The following is a 16,525-nucleotide window of genomic DNA, read 5'->3' as shown; positions in this document are numbered from 1 at the left end:
CGCGGGACGCCCGACACGTCGGACGCCCTGCGCTCCTCCCATCCGGACTTTGACCGTCGGTCCTGGAGTTCCACCAGATCGGCCTCACCGAAGTGAGGTTCGCGGACTATCACCGCCGGCTCGGATTTTCACCGACCCCGGAGCACATTGCTTCTCTCTGCACGATACAACGGGCATCCGTCACGCGTATTCCCGCCCGTCACACGCGGTCGCATGGCGCGCGTGCGGGCAGGGTCAGTGCGCGCAGGGACCGGCGCGCTCCGCGTCGACGAGGTGCCGGCGGATGGCGGCTCAGCCCGAGTCGACGGGCGCGCTCCGCGTCGACCAGGTGCCGCGCGGCTGGTGGCTCCGCCCCGAGCCGACCGCGCTCTCAGGCGTCGACCAGGTGCCGCGCGGCTGGTGGCTCCGCCCGAGTCGACCGCGCTCTCAGGCATCGACCAGGTGCCGCGCCGTGTCCTCGTCGACCACGAGGTCGGTCATGATGCCGGCCTCGAGCGCCCCGCGCAGGCTGTCGAGCTTCGAGAGCCCGCTGACGACGCAGAGCCGGCGGGGGATGGCGCGCAGCTCGTCGAGGCTCGGCCCCGACGAGCGGGCGTTGAGCGCGATCCCGTCGTCGGAGCCGTCGGCGCGGTAGAACACGGTCGCGACGTCGCCCACGACGCCCTCGTCGCGCAGGATCGCGTGATCGGCCTGGTCGAAGTAGTCGCCGGCGTAGACGTGGCTGGGCACGACGGCGGCGGGGGAGCCGAGCCCGAACACGGCCAGGTCGGTGCGGCGCTGCAGGTCGAGCACGCGGCGGATGCTGCGCTCGCGGAACAGCGCCTTCTTCGTCTCCGGGTCGTCGAACAGCGCCGGCACCGGGAACTGGTGCGGTTCGGCGCCGAAGGCGAGGCCGAAGCGGCTGAGGATCTCGCCCGCGTAGGGGATTCCCGAGGTGCGCGTGTTGGCCGCGCCGTTGAGCTGCACGAGGTGCACGTTGTGCGTCTTCTTGCTGAGCAGGTGGCGTCCCATCGCGCTCAGCGTCGAGCCCCAGGCGATGCCGATCGTCATGTTCGAGTCGACGAGGCCGCTGAGAATGCGTGCGGCTGAGATGGCTACGCGCTCGAGTCGGTCGACCTCGCTGATGCGGTCGGGCACCGGGACGACGTGCGCGGTGACGCCGTGGCGGGTGCGGATCTCGTGCTGCGTGCGCGTCGACAGATCGAGCGGCGAGTGGATGCTGATCTCCACGAGTCCCGTCTCGCGGGCGAAGCTGAGCAGCCGCGACACCGAGGAGCGCGAGGTGTGCAGCTCGCGGGCGATGGCATCCATCGTCAGGTCCTGCAGGTAGTAGAGCTGGGCGGCCCGCAGGGCCTCCCGCGACTTGATCGAGTCGGGTGCGCTGCTGCGCTCGACACTCTGGATCGTCATCGTCCGTCCCTCTGCACGTTCGTTCAAACGGCTTGCAAGATCGTGCGCCGCCGGTATGACTGTACCCAGAAACCACCCGAGGAAGGCAGATCCACGTGAGCCCGTCGACGCCGACGTCCCCCAACCGCTCCGACCTGGAGGCGCTGCGCGCCCGCCCCCGAGCCCAGGTGCTCGTCATCGGCGGCGGCATCAACGGCATCGCCACGTTCCGCGACCTCGCGCTGCAGGGCGTGGATGTCGTGCTCGTCGAGCGCGGCGACTTCGTCTCGGGTGCGTCCTCCGCCTCGTCGCACATGGTGCACGGCGGCATCCGCTACCTCGAGAACGGCGAGTTCCGTCTCGTCAACGAGTCGGTCGTCGAGCGCAACGGGCTGATCCGCATCGCGCCGCACTACGTCAAGCCGCTGCAGACCACCGTGCCGATCTTCTCCACCTTCAGCGGCATCCTCTCGGCGCCCCTGCGCTTCATCACCCACAAGCAGGGCAAGCCGAAGGAGCGCGGCGCCGCGCTCATCAAGGTCGGCCTGACGATCTACGACACCTTCTCGCGCGACGGCGGCTCGGTTCCCCGGCACCGCTTCCTCGGCCGCAAGAAGGCGCTCGCCGACCTGCCCGAGATGAACCCCGGCCTGAAGTACACGGCGACCTACTACGACGCGTCCATGCACGACCCGGAGCGCATCGCCCTCGACGTGCTGCACGACGGCGTCGTCGCCGGCGGCGACCGGGCCCGCGCGGTCAACCACCTCGAGGCGGTCGGCGCGGTGGACGGCACGGTCACCGTGCGCGACACCGTCACGGGCGACACCTTCGGGATCACGGCCGACCTCGTCGTCAACACCTCCGGACCCTGGACCGACCTGACGAACGCCGCGCTCGGCACCCCGACGAAGTTCATGGGCGGCACCAAGGGCTCGCACATCGTGCTCGACAACCCCGCGCTCGTCGCCGCGACGAAGGGCCGCGAGATCTTCTTCGAGCACTCCGACGGCCGCATCGTGCTCATCTACCCGCTCAAGGGGCGCGTCATGGTCGGCACGACCGACATCGACGCCGACCCGTCGCAGCCGGTCGTCTGCACCGAGGAGGAGGTCGACTACTTCTTCGACCTGGTGAAGCACGTCTTCCCGAAGATCGCGGTCGACCGCTCGCAGATCGTCTACCGCTTCTCGGGCATCCGCCCGCTGCCGCGCCACGACGACACCGCTCCCGGTTTCGTCTCCCGCGACTACCGAATCGAGGAGGGGAAGCTCGGCGGGACCCCGACGCTCAGCCTCGTCGGCGGCAAGTGGACGACGTTCCGCGCCCTCGCCGAGCACCTGACGAACGAGGTGCTCGAGCGCCTCGGCGCCGAACGCACCGTGTCGACCGCGGGCCTCGCGATCGGCGGCGGCAAGAACTGGCCGGCCGACGACGCCGCGCGCCGCGTCTGGGTGCGCGACAACGCGCAGGGGCTCGACGCCGCGCGCGTCGAGCAGCTGCTCGAGCGCTACGGCACCCGCGCGACCGAGGTCATCTCCGCGATCGCGGGAACGGATGACCAGCCGCTGGTGAACGATCGTGCATACAGCGTCGGCGAGATCGCCCACCTCGTGCGGGCCGAGCAGGTCGTCCACCTCGACGACATCCTGCTGCGTCGCACCTCGCTCGCCTTCGTCGGCGGCCTCAGCCTCGACCTCCTCGACGAGATCGCCGGGATCGCCGCCGCCGAACTCGGCTGGGACGACACCCGTCGCACGGCCGAGGTCGAGGCCGCGGTCACCCTGCTGCGCGACGCCCACGGCGTCGCCCTGCCGCTCGTCACGCCGACGGGGGCTTGAACTCTTCGAGAAATGGACGGATGTGCACGCGTTTCGCTTGTCAGAAAACGCGCACAGTCGTTAGCTTTCCCCTGAAATCACACGGCATCCCGGTGTATCGAAGCTCTGGACGCTTCGCCGGCGAAGCCCGAGAAAGGTCAACGTGGACACCAACCTGGGACTGTATTTCGTCTCCGAGCTGATCGGCACCGCGATGCTGCTCCTGCTCGGTGGCGGTGTGGTGGCGAACGTCGCCCTCACCAAGACCAAGGGCAACGCCGGCGGGTTCCTGCTCGTCAACTTCGGCTGGGGCCTCGCGGTCTTCGCCGGTGTGATCGTGTCGCAGTACTCGGGTGCGCAGCTGAACCCGGCTGTGTCGGTCGGTCTGCTCATCACCGGTGCGATCGGCGCCGCCCAGTTCTTCGTCGCCATCGCGGCGCAGCTGGTCGGAGCGATCATCGGCGCCGTGCTCGTGTTCCTCGCCTACAAGAAGCACTTCGACGAGGAGCCCGACCCGGCGACCAAGCTCGGCGTCTTCTCGACGGGCCCCGGCATCCGCAGCGCCGGATGGAACCTCGTCACCGAGATCATCGCGACCTTCGTGCTGGTCTTCGTCATCCTCGGCTTCGGCGCCGGCAAGCTCGGTGAGGGCGTCAACCTCGGCGCGCTCGGCGCCCTCGCGGTCGCGCTGCTCGTCGTCGGCATCGGCGCCTCGCTCGGTGGTCCCACCGGCTACGCCATCAACCCGGCCCGTGACCTCGGCCCCCGCATCGCCCACGCGATCCTCCCGATCAAGGGCAAGGGCACCAGCGACTGGGGCTACTCGTGGATCCCGGTCGTCGGCCCGCTGATCGGTGGCGCCATCGCCGGTATCGCCGCGCCGCTGCTCACCCTCGGCTGAGCCACAGCCGCATCACGGGCAACCTGCTCCACTGACGGGGTCCGGGCGGTCATCCCGGCCGGACCCCGTCAGCGCTCCAACCGCATCTCCCCGCTCCACTGCATCTCTTAGCCTCACCTCGCACAATCCGACAAAGGAGTCTTCAGCACATGGCTGACTACGTCATCGCGATCGATCAGGGCACGACCTCGTCGCGTGCCATCATCTTCGACAAGAAGGGGAGCATCGTCTCCACCGGTCAGAAGGAGCACGAGCAGATCTTCCCGAAGGCGGGATGGGTCGAGCACAACCCGGTCGAGATCTGGGACAACGTCCGCGAGGTCATCGGCCAGGCCCTCTCCAAGGCCGACCTCACGCGTCACGACATCGCCGCGGTCGGCATCACCAACCAGCGCGAGACCGCCGTTGTCTGGGACAAGACCACCGGTCAGCCCGTCTACAACGCGATCGTCTGGCAGGACACCCGCACGCAGTCGATCGTCGACGAGCTCGCGAACGGCGACGTCGAGCGCTACAAGTCGATCGTCGGCCTGCCGCTCGCGACCTACTTCTCGGGCACCAAGATCAAGTGGATCCTCGACAACGTCGAGGGCGCCCGCGAGAAGGCCGAAGCAGGCGACCTGCTGTTCGGCACCACCGACTGCTGGGTTCTGTGGAATCTGACCGGCGGCACCGACGGCGGCGTGCACGCGACCGACGTCACGAACGCCTCGCGCACCCTCTTCATGGACCTCGAGACGCTGTCGTGGCGCGACGACATCCTCGCCGACTTCGGCGTGCCGAAGTCGATGCTGCCCGAGATCAAGTCGTCGTCCGAGGTGTACGGCACCGTCGAGGCGTCGAACCTGCTGCGCGAGGTGCCGGTCTCCGGCATCCTCGGCGACCAGCAGGCCGCCACCTTCGGTCAGGCCGCCTTCGCCGCCGGTGAGAGCAAGAACACCTACGGCACCGGCAACTTCCTGATCTTCAACACCGACACCGAGATCGTGCACTCCAAGAACGGCCTCCTCACCACCGTCGGCTACAAGCTCGGCGACCAGCCGACCCACTACGCGCTCGAGGGATCGATCGCCGTGACCGGCTCGCTCATCCAGTGGCTGCGCGACAACCTCGGCATCATCTCGTCGGCCCCCGAGGTCGAGGAGCTGGCGAAGTCGGTGGAGGACAACGGCGGCGCGTACATCGTCCCGGCGTTCTCGGGCCTGTTCGCGCCCTACTGGCGTCCGGATGCGCGTGGCGCCCTCGTCGGCCTCACCCGCTACGTCAACAAGGGCCACATCGCCCGCGCCGCTCTCGAGTCGACCGCCTTCCAGACGGCCGAGGTCATCGAGGCCGTCAACGCCGACTCCGGCGTCGAGCTGACCGAGCTCAAGGTCGACGGCGGCATGACCGCCAATGACACGCTCATGCAGTTCCAGGCCGACATCCTCGGCGTGCCGGTCGTGCGCCCGGTCGTCGCGGAGACCACCGCTCTCGGCGCCGCCTACGCGGCCGGCCTCGCGGTCGGCTTCTGGTCGGGCCTCGAGGACCTCGCCGCCAACTGGCAGGAGGACAAGCGCTGGGAGCCGAACCTCGACGCCGACGAGCGCGCTCGTCAGCTGCGCCTCTGGAAGAAGGCCGTCACCAAGTCGATGGACTGGGTCGACGCCGACGTCAAGTGAACCGCGCGCGCTGAGCGGCGCGTGATCTGAGCAGCGCCCCTGCGAAGAAGGGCCCGACGGCGTCACGCCGTCGGGCCCTTTCGCATCCCCGGGCGAGTGTCCACTTCGCAACTCAGCACGGGTCGCGTCTCGTGACCGGGGTGGGTCGTCGTCGGGGATCCGTGCTGAGTCGCGTCAGAGCTCGCGGCTGCTCAGAGGCGCGAGCGGAGGAGCTGAGGGAGCGGGGCGAGGGAGCGGAGGATCGGGATGCCGCGGGCGGCGGCCTCGGCGCGCTCGGCGTCGGTCGCGCGGCCGTGACGGTCGAGCCAGACGCCGGTGAGGCCGGCGTCGGCGGCGCCCACGGCATCCGTGCGGAAGCGGTCGCCGATGTAGGCGGCCTCGTGCGGCTCGACGCCGAACAGCTCGACGGCGTGGCGGAAGATCGACGGATCCGGCTTCGTCGTGCCGAAGTCGCCGCTCGCCACCAGGTGCTCGACGCGCGCGGTCAGTTCGATCTGCTCGATCTTGCGCGTCTGGAAGTCGAGCTCGCCGTTCGTGATGATGCCGATCCGCAGCGGAGCGGATGCGGGTGCAGCGCCGGCGGCTGCGGCGCTGCCGGATGCGGCGCCGGCGGGAGCGATGTCATCGGGTGCCGCGCCGTCGCGGGGGACGTCGTCCGGCGCGGAACGGGTCAGCGCATCCAGGCAGGCGAGCGCATCGTCGTGGAGACGCCACGCCTCGCGGTAGCGCTCGAAGTACCGGGCGAACCAGGTCTCCGCGAGCTCGGGGTCGTCGAGCACGAGCCCGTACGGCGCCGCGAAGTCGCGAGCGCGCGCGGCCCGCTGGCCGAGGAAGTCGAGCTCACCCGCGAGGTACCGGTGGTAGTGGTGTTCTTCGAGCTCGGTCCAGCGCCGGGCTTCGGCCGTGTCGTCGGCGGGCGACCATCCCGGCAGCTCACGGCGATGGCGGGTGATGGCCGCATCCACCGCAGCCCGATGGGCGAAGAGCGTGTCGTCGAGATCGAACAGCGCCACGCGAATGCGCGACGCCGCTGCACCGTCGGCACCAACTGCACCCTCGATGCCTTCGCCGCGGGAGCGATCGACAGCGCTCACACCGGCCACCCGGGCTTGATCTCACGGTCGTCGTCGGGTCCGAGCTCGGCGTGCCAGGTGTCGGAGCGCTGCGCCGGCATCCCTTCGGCTCGGCCGGGCGTCGTCTCGAGGAACGTGAAGCCGAGTCGGCGCGCGATCGCCAGCGATCCGACGTTGCCGGCCACCGCCTCCCAGCGGTACCGCGGCGCGATGCCCTCGGCGAAGCCCCAGTCTACGACCGCGCGGGCCGCCTCGGTCGTGAGCCCGGCGCCTCGGTTCGGCGCGCCCATCCAGTAGCCCAGGTTCCACTGCCCGTCGGTCCAGCGCGGGTCGTCTTCGCGGCGGATGCCGACCACGCCGAGCAGCTCGCGACTGCCCGCTGGGCGCAGTGCCCAGGTGAACTCGCGGTCCTGCTGCCATCCGACGGCCACGTACTCGTTCACGAAGCCGAGCGCGTGCTCGCGCGTGTAGGGCCAGGGCGTCGTCATCCAGTGCTCGAAGACCGGATCGGCGCAGTACTCCGCGATCAGGTCGACGTCGGCGAGCGCCGGCACGTCGAGCACGAGCCGTTCGGTGCGCAGGGTGACGGGCTTCACGAGGCCACGCGGTCAGACCCGCGGCAGCAGGCCGACCCGGTCGTAGGCGAGGCGCAGGGTCTCGTCGGCGATCGCGGCGGCGCGCTCGGCGTTGTGGGCGAGCAGACGGTCGAGCTCGGCCGGGTCGTCGAGCAGTTCGAGCGCGCGGGTGCGCACCGGCTCGAACTCGGCGACGACCGCGTCCGCCGTCTCGGTCTTGAGGTCGCCGTAGCCCTTGCCGGCGAAGTGGTCTTCGAGGGCGGCGACCGGGGTGCCGGTGACGCCGGAGAGGATCGACAGCAGGTTCGAGACGCCCGGCTTCGCCTTCGGGTCGAAGCGGATCTCGCGCTCGGTGTCGGTCACGGCCGACTTGATCTTCTTGGCGACCGCCTTCGGCTCGTCGAGCAGCCAGACGATGCCCTGCGGCGACTCGCCCGACTTCGACATCTTCGAGCCGGGGTTCTGCAGGTCGTAGATGCGGGCGCCGTCGGCGAGCGTCTTCGCCTCGGGGACGACGAAGGTGTCGCCGAAGCGCGAGTTGAAGCGGGTCGCGAGGTCGCGGGTCAGCTCGACGTGCTGCTTCTGGTCGTCGCCGACGGGGACGACCTCGGCGTTGTAGAGCAGGATGTCGGCGGCCATGAGCACCGGATAGGCGAACAGCCCGAGGGTGGTCGCGTCGGCGCCCTGCTTCTGCGACTTGTCTTTGAACTGGGTCATGCGGGCGGCCTCGCCGTAGCCCGTGATCGTGTCGAGCACCCAGGCGAGCTGCGGGTGGGCGGCGACGTGCGACTGCACGAAGAGGATGCTCGATTCGGGATCGATGCCGGCCGCGATGTACTGGGCGGCCGTGCGGCGCGTGGCCTCGCGCAGCTTCACCGGATCCTGCGCGACGGTGATCGCGTGCAGGTCGACGACGCAGAAGATCGCGTCGAAGTCGTTCTGCAGCTTCTTCCACTGGAGGAGAGCCCCGACGTAGTTGCCGAGGTGGAGCGATTCGGCGGAGGGCTGCATTCCAGAGAAGAGTCGTGCGGTCACGGCCCCAGTCTTCCAGGTCGCACGCGTCGGATGCGCGGCTGGTCAGCCGGCTGTGCAGAACCAGCCGTCGCGCGTCCGGGGGAGGACCGAGCGGAGCCGGGAGACGGGAGCCGACGGACGTAACCCGGCCTCGGCAGCCGACTCCGTCGCATCCGCCTACAGCTGGTAGTCGACGACGACCGGCGCGTGGTCCGACCAGCGCTCGGCGTACGACGCCGCGCGGTCGACCGTGTAGGCGACGGCCTTCTCGGCGAGCGCGGGGGTCGCGAGCTGGTAGTCGATGCGCCAGCCGGTGTCGTTGTCGAAAGCCTGGCCGCGGTTCGACCACCAGGTGTACGGGCCCTCGACCTCGCCGTGGAAGCGACGCCCGAGGTCGACCCAGCCGAGGCCGCCGCCGCGGTTGTAGTCGTCCGCATCCTCGGCGCCGATGAAGCGGTCGAGGTAGGCACGCTCTTCCGGAAGGAAGCCGGCCTTCTTCTGGTTGCCGCGCCAGTTCTTGATGTCGAGCTTGCGGTGGCCGACGTTGAAGTCGCCCATCACCACGGCGAGCGGGTTGTGCTCGGCCAGCGCCGGCAAGCGCTCGGCGAAGGCCTCCAGGAACTTGAACTTCTCGACCTGCTTGGGGCTGCCGACCTCGCCCGAGTGCACGTAGGCGCTCACGACGGTCACGATCGATCCGTCGACCTCGTAGTCGGCCTCGAGCCAGCGGCCGGCGCTGTCGAAGTCGTCGGCGCCGAAGGTGACGCGGTGGATGCTGGCCTTGCGTCGCGAGGCGATCGCGACGCCCGCGCGGCCCTTGGCTGTGGCGGCGTCATGCAGGATGTCCCACTCGTCGCCGAGCAGCTCTTCGAGGTGGGACGTCTCGGCGCGCACCTCCTGCAGGGCGAGGATGTCGACGTCGCGGCCGTCGAGCCACGGGCCCATCCCGTTGCGGAAGGCGGCGCGGATGCCGTTGACGTTGACGCTGGCGATGCGGAGGGGGCGGGGCATGACTCCAGCCTAGGGACGGCCGCCGACACCCGCCGCCGCGCGAGGCGAGATCGCGCCGCGACCAGCTGGGGGGACGTCAGCCCAGCGGCTCGCGCTCGATCCGCACCCGCCCGCGCTTCTGCTCGAGGGGGCGCCCGCTCGCGTAGCCGTGGTCGGCGAGCAGGATCCGCGCCTCGACGATCCGCTTCCGAAGGAAGACGGGGTCGGCCACGATCCCGTTGTCGTCGAGCCCGACGACGACCCAGGCGGCGCCGATGAGGATCACCTGGCAGACGAAGTTGAAGAAGATCAGCAGCCCGAGGATGACGGCGAACGACTTCAGCAGCGGGTTGCTGCCGACGCCGCCGATGATCGCCGCCGAGAACAGCACCTTGAGCACGCCGAGCGCGACCGCGCCGATGATGGCCCCGCCGCGCAGTCGCTCGAGCGGGATGCGCACCCCCGTGAGAACGCGGTAGAGCGCCGCGAGGGTGAACGCGTCGAGCGCGAACATGACGCCGATCGTGATGATGCGGGTGATCACGAAGGCGATCACCGAGTCGCTCGAGATGCCGAGCCAGCCGAGCACGGTCTCGGCGCCGGTCGTGCCGAAGTAGGAGAGCCCCGCCGAGGCGACGAGCACGACGGCGAAGCCGAGCCCGACGACGAGGTCGCGCACCTTGAGCAGCACCGGGTTGCCGGTCAGCGCGGGCAGCTCGAAGATGACGCGGATGCCGTCGCGCAGCGATCCGAGGAATCCGAGCGCCGTCACGAGGAGGCCGACGAGCGAGATGACGAGGGTCAGGCTGAATGCGGGTGCCGCCAGCAGCACGTCGGGGTCGATCGCCCCGGCACCGCCGGCGCTCGTCTTGATGAGCCCGGGCACGACGCCGCCGATCGTCGAGATCAGCTGCTCGCGCAGCACCTGGTCGCCGCTGATGACGAGGCCCGCGATCGAGAACCCGGCCCAGATCGCGGCGAAGACCGCGAAGAGCGCCTGGTAGGCGAGGCCGCTGGCGAGGATGGGGCCGCGTTGTGCGCTGTAGCGCTGGAACACCCGCACGGCTCGCGTCTGCTGCACCCACGCCACGAGTCGCTTGATGCCGTCCATGCTCTCGACGCTAGCGAAGCGGCTCTGCGCATCCGTGCGTTCTCATGCCGCGTTCAGCCCGCGCAGTCCGACGCCCCGGGCCTTCTGGCTAGGCTGACCGGTACCCGCAGCGGCGCATCCCACACCACCACCCGGCGCCGCGCAGAAGGAGTCATCGTGGAGCTTCGTGGAGTCGGTGTCGGTCGCGGCGTGGCGGTCGGAACCATCTTGAGGATGCCGGAGCCGCTCGCCGCTCCCGCCGACGAGCAGCACGGCGGTGACGCGGCCGCCGAGAAGCAGAAGGTGCAGGACGCGGTGGCGAAGGTCGCCGCTGACCTCGGAGCCCGCGCCCAGAAGGCCGGCGGCGAGGCGCAGCAGGTGCTCGAGGCCGCCGTGATGATGGCGCAGGACCCGATGCTCGCCGACGACGTGACCGCCCGCATCGACGGCGGCAAGACCGGCGAGCGCGCCGTGCACGAGGCCTTCGCGTCGTTCCAGGAGCAGCTCGTCGCCCTCGGCGGCTACATGGCCGAGCGGGCGACCGACCTCGCCGATGTCGCTCAGCGCATCATCGCCGCCCTCCGTGGCGTGCCGGCGCCGGGCGTTCCCGAGTCGGACACCCCGTTCATCCTCGTCGCCCGCGATCTCGCCCCCGCCGACACGGCCCTGCTCGACCTCGAGAAGGTGCTCGGCCTGGTCACGAGCGACGGCGGCCCGACGAGCCACACGGCGATCCTCGCGCGCTCGAAGTCGATCCCGGCGATCGTCGGCGTGACCGGCGCCCTCGACCTGGCCGACGGCACGAGCATCGTGCTGGATGCCGCCGCGGGCGCCGTGGTCGTCGACCCGAGTTCGGAGCAGGTGGCCGACGCCGAGCAGCGCATCGCCGACCGTGCCGCCCAGGCTGCCGCCCCGATCACCGACGGCGCCCTCGCCGACGGCACCAAGGTGCCGCTGCTCGCGAACGTCGGCTCGGCGAAGGACGGCCCGGCCGCGGTCGAGCTGGGCGCCGAGGGTGTCGGGCTGTTCCGCACCGAGTTCCTGTTCCTCGACGCGAGCGAGGCGCCCAGCGTCGAGACCCAGACGGAGCAGTACACGGCGCTGCTGGAGTTCTTCCCGGGCAAGAAGGTCGTCGTGCGCGCCCTCGACGCCGGCGCCGACAAGCCGCTGAGCTTCCTGAACGACGCCCACGAGGAGAACCCCGCGCTCGGTCTGCGCGGACTGCGCGCCCTGCGGGCCAGCGAGCAGATCCTGCACGACCAGCTGACCGCGCTGAAGAACGCGCAGGACGCGACCGAGGCCGACCTGTGGGTCATGGCGCCGATGGTCGCCGACGCCGAGGAGACGGCCTGGTTCGTCGAGTACGGCAAGAAGCTGGGCCTCAACACGGTCGGCGTCATGGCCGAGGTGCCCTCGCTCGCCGTCGTCGCCGACCAGGTGCTCGAGTCGGCCGACTTCGTGTCGATCGGCACGAACGACCTCACCCAGTACACGCTCGCCGCCGACCGCATGCTCGGCAGCGTCGCGAGCTACCAGGACCCGTGGCATCCGGCGGTGCTGCGTCTCGTGAAGTCGCTCGGCGACGCGGGCGCCGCCGCCGGCAAGGGCGTCGGCATCTGCGGCGAGGCCGCGGCCGACCCGCAGCTCGCGGTCGTGCTCGTCGGCCTCGGCGCGACGACGCTCTCGATGACCCCGGCGGCGCTCGCCGATGTGCGCGCCGAGCTCGCCGGCGTCACGCTCGAGCAGGCGAAGGCCAAGGCCGCGGCGGCGCTCGCCGCGCACTCCGCGGCCGGTGCTCGGGAGGCCGCCCGCACGGCCTGAGGATCACCGTTCGGCCCCCGGGGTCGATCCCGACGCGGGTGGGTGCCCGGCTCACGCGAGCCGCGCATCCACCCGCTTCGTCGTCATCGGCGCGAACCGGACACGAGCGCAGATCAGATCACCCCCGAAGTGGGGCCAACCCGCCGCGTCATGACTCCGAACCCCTCTGGTCTCTTCAGGTGAACGGAGCCGGCCTCGACGGGTTCCGTCCGACCGAGGATGATGGGAAAGAGGCCCACCTCACCGAAGAGAGACAACGGGGGAATGAGCGATCAGGAATCGAAGGTGCAGCCTTCGGATGCGGAGCTGATCGAGCACGCGCGATCGGGGGATCGCCGCGCGTTCGGTGAACTGTGGCGCCGTCATTACCGTCCTGCCGCTCGTGTCGCCCGCCAGATCACGTCGAGTATCGATGCGGATGACCTCGTCAGCGAGGCCTATGTGCGCATCTACCAGCGTGTTCTGGCGGGCGGCGGGCCCGCGACGGCGTTCCGCCCGTACCTCTACACGACGATCCGCAACCTCGCGGCGAGCTGGGGCACGGCCCAGTCGCGCGAAGTGGATGTCGACACGATCGACGAGGTCGAAGACGAGCGGATCCCGCACGATCCCGCCGCCGAGGCGCTCGACCGCACCCTGACCGCCCGGGCGTTCCGCTCGCTGCCGGAACGCTGGCGCACGGTGCTCTGGTACACCGAGATCGAGGGCATGGACCCGCACGAGGTCGCCCCGATCCTCGGCATCACCCCGAACGCGACCGCCGCGCTGTCGTACCGCGCCCGCGAGGGGCTGCGCGCCGCCTGGCTGCAGGCGCACGTCACCGACTCCGACGCCGCGGGCGAGTGCCGCTGGGCCCTCGAGCACCTCGGCTCGAACGCCCGCAAGAGCCTGGCCGCCCGCGAACAGCGCCGGCTGGATGCGCACCTGGCCGACTGTGCGAAGTGCTCGATCATCTCCGAGGAGGTCGAGGAGGTCGGCTCGCACCTCGCGCTCGTGATGATCCCGCTGCTGCTCGGCGGCGTCGTGGGCAGTGCGGTGCTCTCGCAGCTGGCCGCGCCGGGTGCGGCCATGGCGGCGGCGATCCCGGCCGTTCCGGCGGCGCTCGGCGCCAGCGCGACGGCCACCGCGGCCGGAACCGGCGCCGCGATCGCGACCGGCGGAGCCTCGAGCGCCTCGGCGGCGACCGGCGTGGGCACGACCGCCTCGGCGGCTGCCGCGACGTCGTCGGCTGCCGCGACGGCCGGGGTCGGCGCCGGCACGGCGGCGGTGGGGGCCGGGGCCTTCACCGGTCTCAGCTCGATCCTCGGCGGCGCGGCGCTCGTGGTCGTGATCGGCGGCGCCGTCGGCCTCAGCGCGACGACGACCGCGGCGGCGCCCGACCCGATCGCGGCCTCCGCCCCGCCCGCGGCGGCCAGCGCGCTCCGTCTCGGTGCGACGCCGAGCGGTCCGGCGGGCGCGGTCGACGTCGACGCGGGCGCACCCACCGGATCCGGGGATGCCGCGACCAGCGGCGACGTCGCGCCCGGCACCACGACGGGCGACCAGGCCGATTCGGGCGGTCTGGTGAACGGGGTCGTCTCCGGTGTCGGCGACGCGGCCGGCGGCGTCGTGAACGGCGTCGTGGGTCCGGTCGTCGGCGGCGCCGCGGATGCGGTGGACGGCGTCGTGGGCGGTGCGGTCGGCGCGGTCACCCCGTCGACGGCTCCGCCGGGTCAGTCCGCGCCGCCCGGGGCTCCGGTGTCGACGACGGTCGCGCTCGACCTCAGCGGACGCGGCACGCCGGGCGCGACCGTCGCGGCGCAGGCGGCGGGTGTCGTGTGGGCGACGACGACGGTCGGCTCCGACGGCCGCTGGGCGCTGCACATCGACGCGCTGCCGACGACCGCGGGCAGCGTCGCGCTCTCGCAGAAGGCGGGCGGCGCGATCGGCAGCGTGCTGAACCTGCTCGGCCTCACGTCGCCGCTCAGCCTCGACACGGGGCCGCTCGGTGTCGTGGTGAGACTGCTCAACTGAGTTCGCCAGAACTTTCTCGCGTTTCCGCGTCATAGAACGTGGAACGCCCGGTCTCCTCTCATGCGACGGTCCCAGCGTCGCAGCCCTCTGGCGTCGAATCGGGGGCGCAGGACCGGCGTCGACCGAGCGTCCCAGCGCCCGGTCGACGCCGGTCCTTCTGCGTTCTCCACAGACCGGCCCGCCGCCCTGCCCACTGTCTCTGGCGATCGGTACCATCACGACATGGCCCCGGAGATCCCACGTGAGTACCTCATCCCGCTGTACTCGCAGTCGGATGCGGCGCGGATCGTGAGCGCGAGCGGGTCGACGGTTCATCGCTGGATCAACGGCTACCGCGACGGGGCGACCGAGCACCCTCCGGTGATCGGATCGGCCTCGGCTGGTCGAGGGTTGACGATCCCGTTCATCGGCCTCGCCGAGATCTTCGTCCTCAATGCGTTCCGCAAAGCGGGGCTGCCATTGCAACGTATCCGTCCTGCCGTTGAGATCCTCAAGAACGGCATCGGTCTCGAGCACGCTCTCGCCAACGGACAGCTGCTCACCGACGGTGCCGAGATCCTCTTCGACAGCAAGGACCCCGGCGATCGTCGTCTGGTGGTCGTCCGCAACGGCGACGCCGTCTTCAATGAGGTCGTCGAGGACTATCTGCGCCACATCGACTTCGGTGATTTCGGTTACGCGACGGTGCTGCGCCTTCCGCAATATCCCGGCCCGACGGTGCAGGTCGATCCGCGGATCAACGGAGGGCGCCCCTCTCTCGCGTCCCGGTCAGTGTCGGTCGACGATGTGCTCTCTCGCCTTCGTGCAGGAGAGAGCATCGGCGACGTGGCCGACGACTACGGGGTCGGGTACGACGACGTTCTGAACCTCAATCGACTCGCCGCCTGAGCCGTCGGATGGACGCCGAGCTTCGATTCTTCATCGATCGCGGCATCGGGTCGCGGCTCGTGCCTGGTGGGCTCCGCGATGCTGGCTGGGCACTCACCACGATGGATGAGAGGTACGGGTCGACACGCTCTCAGAGCGTTACCGACGTCGAATGGATCACCGAAGCGACGAGCCGGGGAGAGATCCTGATCTGCAAGGATCGCGCGATCGCGAAGCGCCCGCTCGAAGCTGAGGCGATCCGCCTTCACGCCGCTCGAGTGCTGGTCATCGCCTCGGCGCAGCTGACCGGTTCTGAAATGCTGCGGCGACTGATCGCCAATGAATCGGCGATCGGGCGAGCTGCGAGGAATTCCGGGCCTTTCGTTCTCGGTGTCGACGTAGCCAAGCTCCACCGCATCCAACTGCGCTGAGTCCAGCCGGGGACGCGGAACGGCGCGACCCCCACGGGGATCACGCCGTTCCGGATGGTGCGGGTGAGGCCGATCAGGCCGACACGAGGTCGGACTTCGGCACGTCGGGCTTGCCGCGCAGCACGGCCGCCTTGACCTCGGCGATCGCCTTCGTCACCTCGATGCCGCGGGGGCAGGCCTCGGAGCAGTTGAAGGTCGTGCGGCAGCGCCACACGCCCTCCTTGTCGTTGAGGATGTCGAGGCGCACCTGGGCGGCCTCGTCGCGGCTGTCGAAGATGAAGCGGTGCGCGTTCACGATCGCGGCCGGGCCGAAGTACTGGCCGTCGGTCCAGAAGACCGGGCACGAGGAGGTGCAGGCGGCGCAGAGGATGCACTTGGTCGTGTCGTCGAAGCGCTCGCGCTGCGCGACCGACTGGATACGCTCCTTCTCCGGCTTGCCCGAGGCCTGCAGGAAGGGCTGCACCTCGCGGTAGGAGGCGAAGAACGGCTCCATGTCGACGATGAGGTCCTTCTCGAGCGGCAGGCCCTTGATCGCCTCGACGTAGATCGGCTTCGAGATGTCGAGGTCCTTGATCAGGGTCTTGCAGGCGAGGCGGTTGCGGCCGTTGATGCGCATGGCATCCGAGCCGCAGACGCCGTGCGCGCAGGAGCGACGGAACGAGAGCGAGCCGTCCTGCTCCCACTTGATCTTGTGCAGCGCGTCGAGGATGCGGTCGGTCGCGAACAGCTCCACGTCGTAGTCGACCCAGCGCGGCTCGTCGTCGAACTCGGAGTCGAAGCGGCGGATGATCAGCGTCACCGTGAACGACTCGATCGGCGCCTCGTCGGCGGGGGCGCTCGCGCCCTCGAGAACAGCGGACTCGGCCATCAGTGCTTCCTC

At 70.4% G+C, this 16,525-nt stretch carries 14 protein-coding genes and 1 riboswitch; of the genes, 7 read left to right on the top strand and 7 right to left on the bottom strand.

Going from position 1 to position 16,525, the window contains the following annotated elements; genetic code table 11:
* Positions 1 to 26: 26 nt before the first annotated feature.
* Positions 27 to 149: riboswitch (FMN riboswitch) on the bottom strand.
* A gap of 277 nt (positions 150 to 426) precedes the next feature.
* Positions 427 to 1,410, bottom strand: coding sequence for a sugar-binding transcriptional regulator (locus tag FJ657_RS00860; protein ID WP_141161817.1), 984 nt, complete (start codon positions 1,408 to 1,410; stop codon positions 427 to 429).
* A 95-nt stretch (positions 1,411 to 1,505) separates the two neighbouring features.
* On the opposite strand from FJ657_RS00860, the gene FJ657_RS00855 reads away from it, so the two are divergent.
* From FJ657_RS00855 to glpK, 3 genes are all read left to right on the top strand, one after another.
* Positions 1,506 to 3,230 carry a glycerol-3-phosphate dehydrogenase/oxidase gene (locus FJ657_RS00855; protein WP_141161816.1) on the top strand — a complete coding sequence of 575 codons (1,725 nt, stop codon included), beginning with the start codon at positions 1,506 to 1,508 and terminating at the stop codon, positions 3,228 to 3,230.
* A gap of 193 nt (positions 3,231 to 3,423) precedes the next feature.
* Entirely contained in the window at positions 3,424 to 4,110 is a 687-nt protein-coding gene (locus FJ657_RS00850; protein ID WP_439653929.1) for an MIP/aquaporin family protein, read from the top strand.
* A gap of 149 nt (positions 4,111 to 4,259) precedes the next feature.
* Positions 4,260 to 5,771, top strand: a complete 1,512-nt coding sequence (glpK, locus tag FJ657_RS00845) for a glycerol kinase GlpK (RefSeq protein ID WP_141161814.1) — start codon at positions 4,260 to 4,262, stop codon at positions 5,769 to 5,771.
* A 191-nt stretch (positions 5,772 to 5,962) separates the two neighbouring features.
* Here glpK and FJ657_RS00840 read toward each other — a convergent pair whose 3' ends face one another.
* The 5 genes from FJ657_RS00840 to FJ657_RS00820 form a co-directional block, all read right to left on the bottom strand.
* On the bottom strand, positions 5,963 to 6,784 hold the full coding sequence (locus FJ657_RS00840; RefSeq protein ID WP_255447058.1) for an HAD family hydrolase: 822 nt from the start codon (positions 6,782 to 6,784) through the stop codon (positions 5,963 to 5,965).
* A 77-nt stretch (positions 6,785 to 6,861) separates the two neighbouring features.
* Positions 6,862 to 7,440, bottom strand: a complete 579-nt coding sequence (locus tag FJ657_RS00835; RefSeq protein WP_141161813.1) for a GNAT family N-acetyltransferase — start codon at positions 7,438 to 7,440, stop codon at positions 6,862 to 6,864.
* 12 nt (positions 7,441 to 7,452) lie between these two features.
* Entirely contained in the window at positions 7,453 to 8,454 is a 1,002-nt protein-coding gene (trpS, locus tag FJ657_RS00830; protein ID WP_141161812.1) for a tryptophan--tRNA ligase, read from the bottom strand.
* Between the two features lie 156 nt (positions 8,455 to 8,610).
* Positions 8,611 to 9,444, bottom strand: a complete 834-nt coding sequence (locus tag FJ657_RS00825) for an exodeoxyribonuclease III (RefSeq protein WP_141161811.1) — start codon at positions 9,442 to 9,444, stop codon at positions 8,611 to 8,613.
* Between the two features lie 76 nt (positions 9,445 to 9,520).
* Positions 9,521 to 10,534, bottom strand: coding sequence for a YihY/virulence factor BrkB family protein (locus tag FJ657_RS00820; RefSeq protein ID WP_141161810.1), 1,014 nt, complete (start codon positions 10,532 to 10,534; stop codon positions 9,521 to 9,523).
* A 153-nt stretch (positions 10,535 to 10,687) separates the two neighbouring features.
* Between FJ657_RS00820 and ptsP the strand changes: the two genes are divergently transcribed.
* From ptsP to FJ657_RS00800, 4 genes are all read left to right on the top strand, one after another.
* Positions 10,688 to 12,334 carry a phosphoenolpyruvate--protein phosphotransferase gene (gene ptsP, locus FJ657_RS00815; protein WP_439653928.1) on the top strand — a complete coding sequence of 549 codons (1,647 nt, stop codon included), beginning with the start codon at positions 10,688 to 10,690 and terminating at the stop codon, positions 12,332 to 12,334.
* Positions 12,335 to 12,598: 264 nt separating this feature from the next.
* Positions 12,599 to 14,347: a sigma-70 family RNA polymerase sigma factor gene (locus tag FJ657_RS00810; RefSeq protein WP_141161808.1), complete on the top strand. Its 1,749-nt coding sequence runs from the start codon at positions 12,599 to 12,601 to the stop codon at positions 14,345 to 14,347.
* Between the two features lie 60 nt (positions 14,348 to 14,407).
* Entirely contained in the window at positions 14,408 to 15,235 is an 828-nt protein-coding gene (locus FJ657_RS00805; RefSeq protein WP_141161807.1) for a DUF433 domain-containing protein, read from the top strand.
* 8 nt (positions 15,236 to 15,243) lie between these two features.
* Positions 15,244 to 15,645 carry a PIN-like domain-containing protein gene (locus FJ657_RS00800; RefSeq protein WP_141161806.1) on the top strand — a complete coding sequence of 134 codons (402 nt, stop codon included), beginning with the start codon at positions 15,244 to 15,246 and terminating at the stop codon, positions 15,643 to 15,645.
* A 73-nt stretch (positions 15,646 to 15,718) separates the two neighbouring features.
* Here FJ657_RS00800 and FJ657_RS00795 read toward each other — a convergent pair whose 3' ends face one another.
* Positions 15,719 to 16,513, bottom strand: coding sequence for a succinate dehydrogenase iron-sulfur subunit (locus FJ657_RS00795; protein WP_141161805.1), 795 nt, complete (start codon positions 16,511 to 16,513; stop codon positions 15,719 to 15,721).
* Positions 16,514 to 16,525: the final 12 nt, after the last annotated feature.

Source organism: Schumannella soli, assembly GCF_006517435.1.
GTDB lineage: Bacteria > Actinomycetota > Actinomycetes > Actinomycetales > Microbacteriaceae > Schumannella > Schumannella soli.
This window is presented reverse-complemented; position numbering and strand designations above follow the sequence as displayed.

Coding starts and splice junctions, on each gene's coding strand:
- FJ657_RS00810 (WP_141161808.1), top strand. CDS start 12,599: ATGAGCGATCAGGAATCGAAGGTGCAGCCTTCGGATGCGGAGCTGATC.
- glpK (WP_141161814.1), top strand. CDS start 4,260: ATGGCTGACTACGTCATCGCGATCGATCAGGGCACGACCTCGTCGCGT.
- FJ657_RS00860 (WP_141161817.1), bottom strand. CDS start 1,410: ATGACGATCCAGAGTGTCGAGCGCAGCAGCGCACCCGACTCGATCAAG.
- FJ657_RS00850 (WP_439653929.1), top strand. CDS start 3,424: ATGCTGCTCCTGCTCGGTGGCGGTGTGGTGGCGAACGTCGCCCTCACC.
- FJ657_RS00800 (WP_141161806.1), top strand. CDS start 15,244: ATGGACGCCGAGCTTCGATTCTTCATCGATCGCGGCATCGGGTCGCGG.
- FJ657_RS00805 (WP_141161807.1), top strand. CDS start 14,408: ATGCGACGGTCCCAGCGTCGCAGCCCTCTGGCGTCGAATCGGGGGCGC.
- FJ657_RS00820 (WP_141161810.1), bottom strand. CDS start 10,534: ATGGACGGCATCAAGCGACTCGTGGCGTGGGTGCAGCAGACGCGAGCC.
- FJ657_RS00825 (WP_141161811.1), bottom strand. CDS start 9,444: ATGCCCCGCCCCCTCCGCATCGCCAGCGTCAACGTCAACGGCATCCGC.
- FJ657_RS00795 (WP_141161805.1), bottom strand. CDS start 16,513: ATGGCCGAGTCCGCTGTTCTCGAGGGCGCGAGCGCCCCCGCCGACGAG.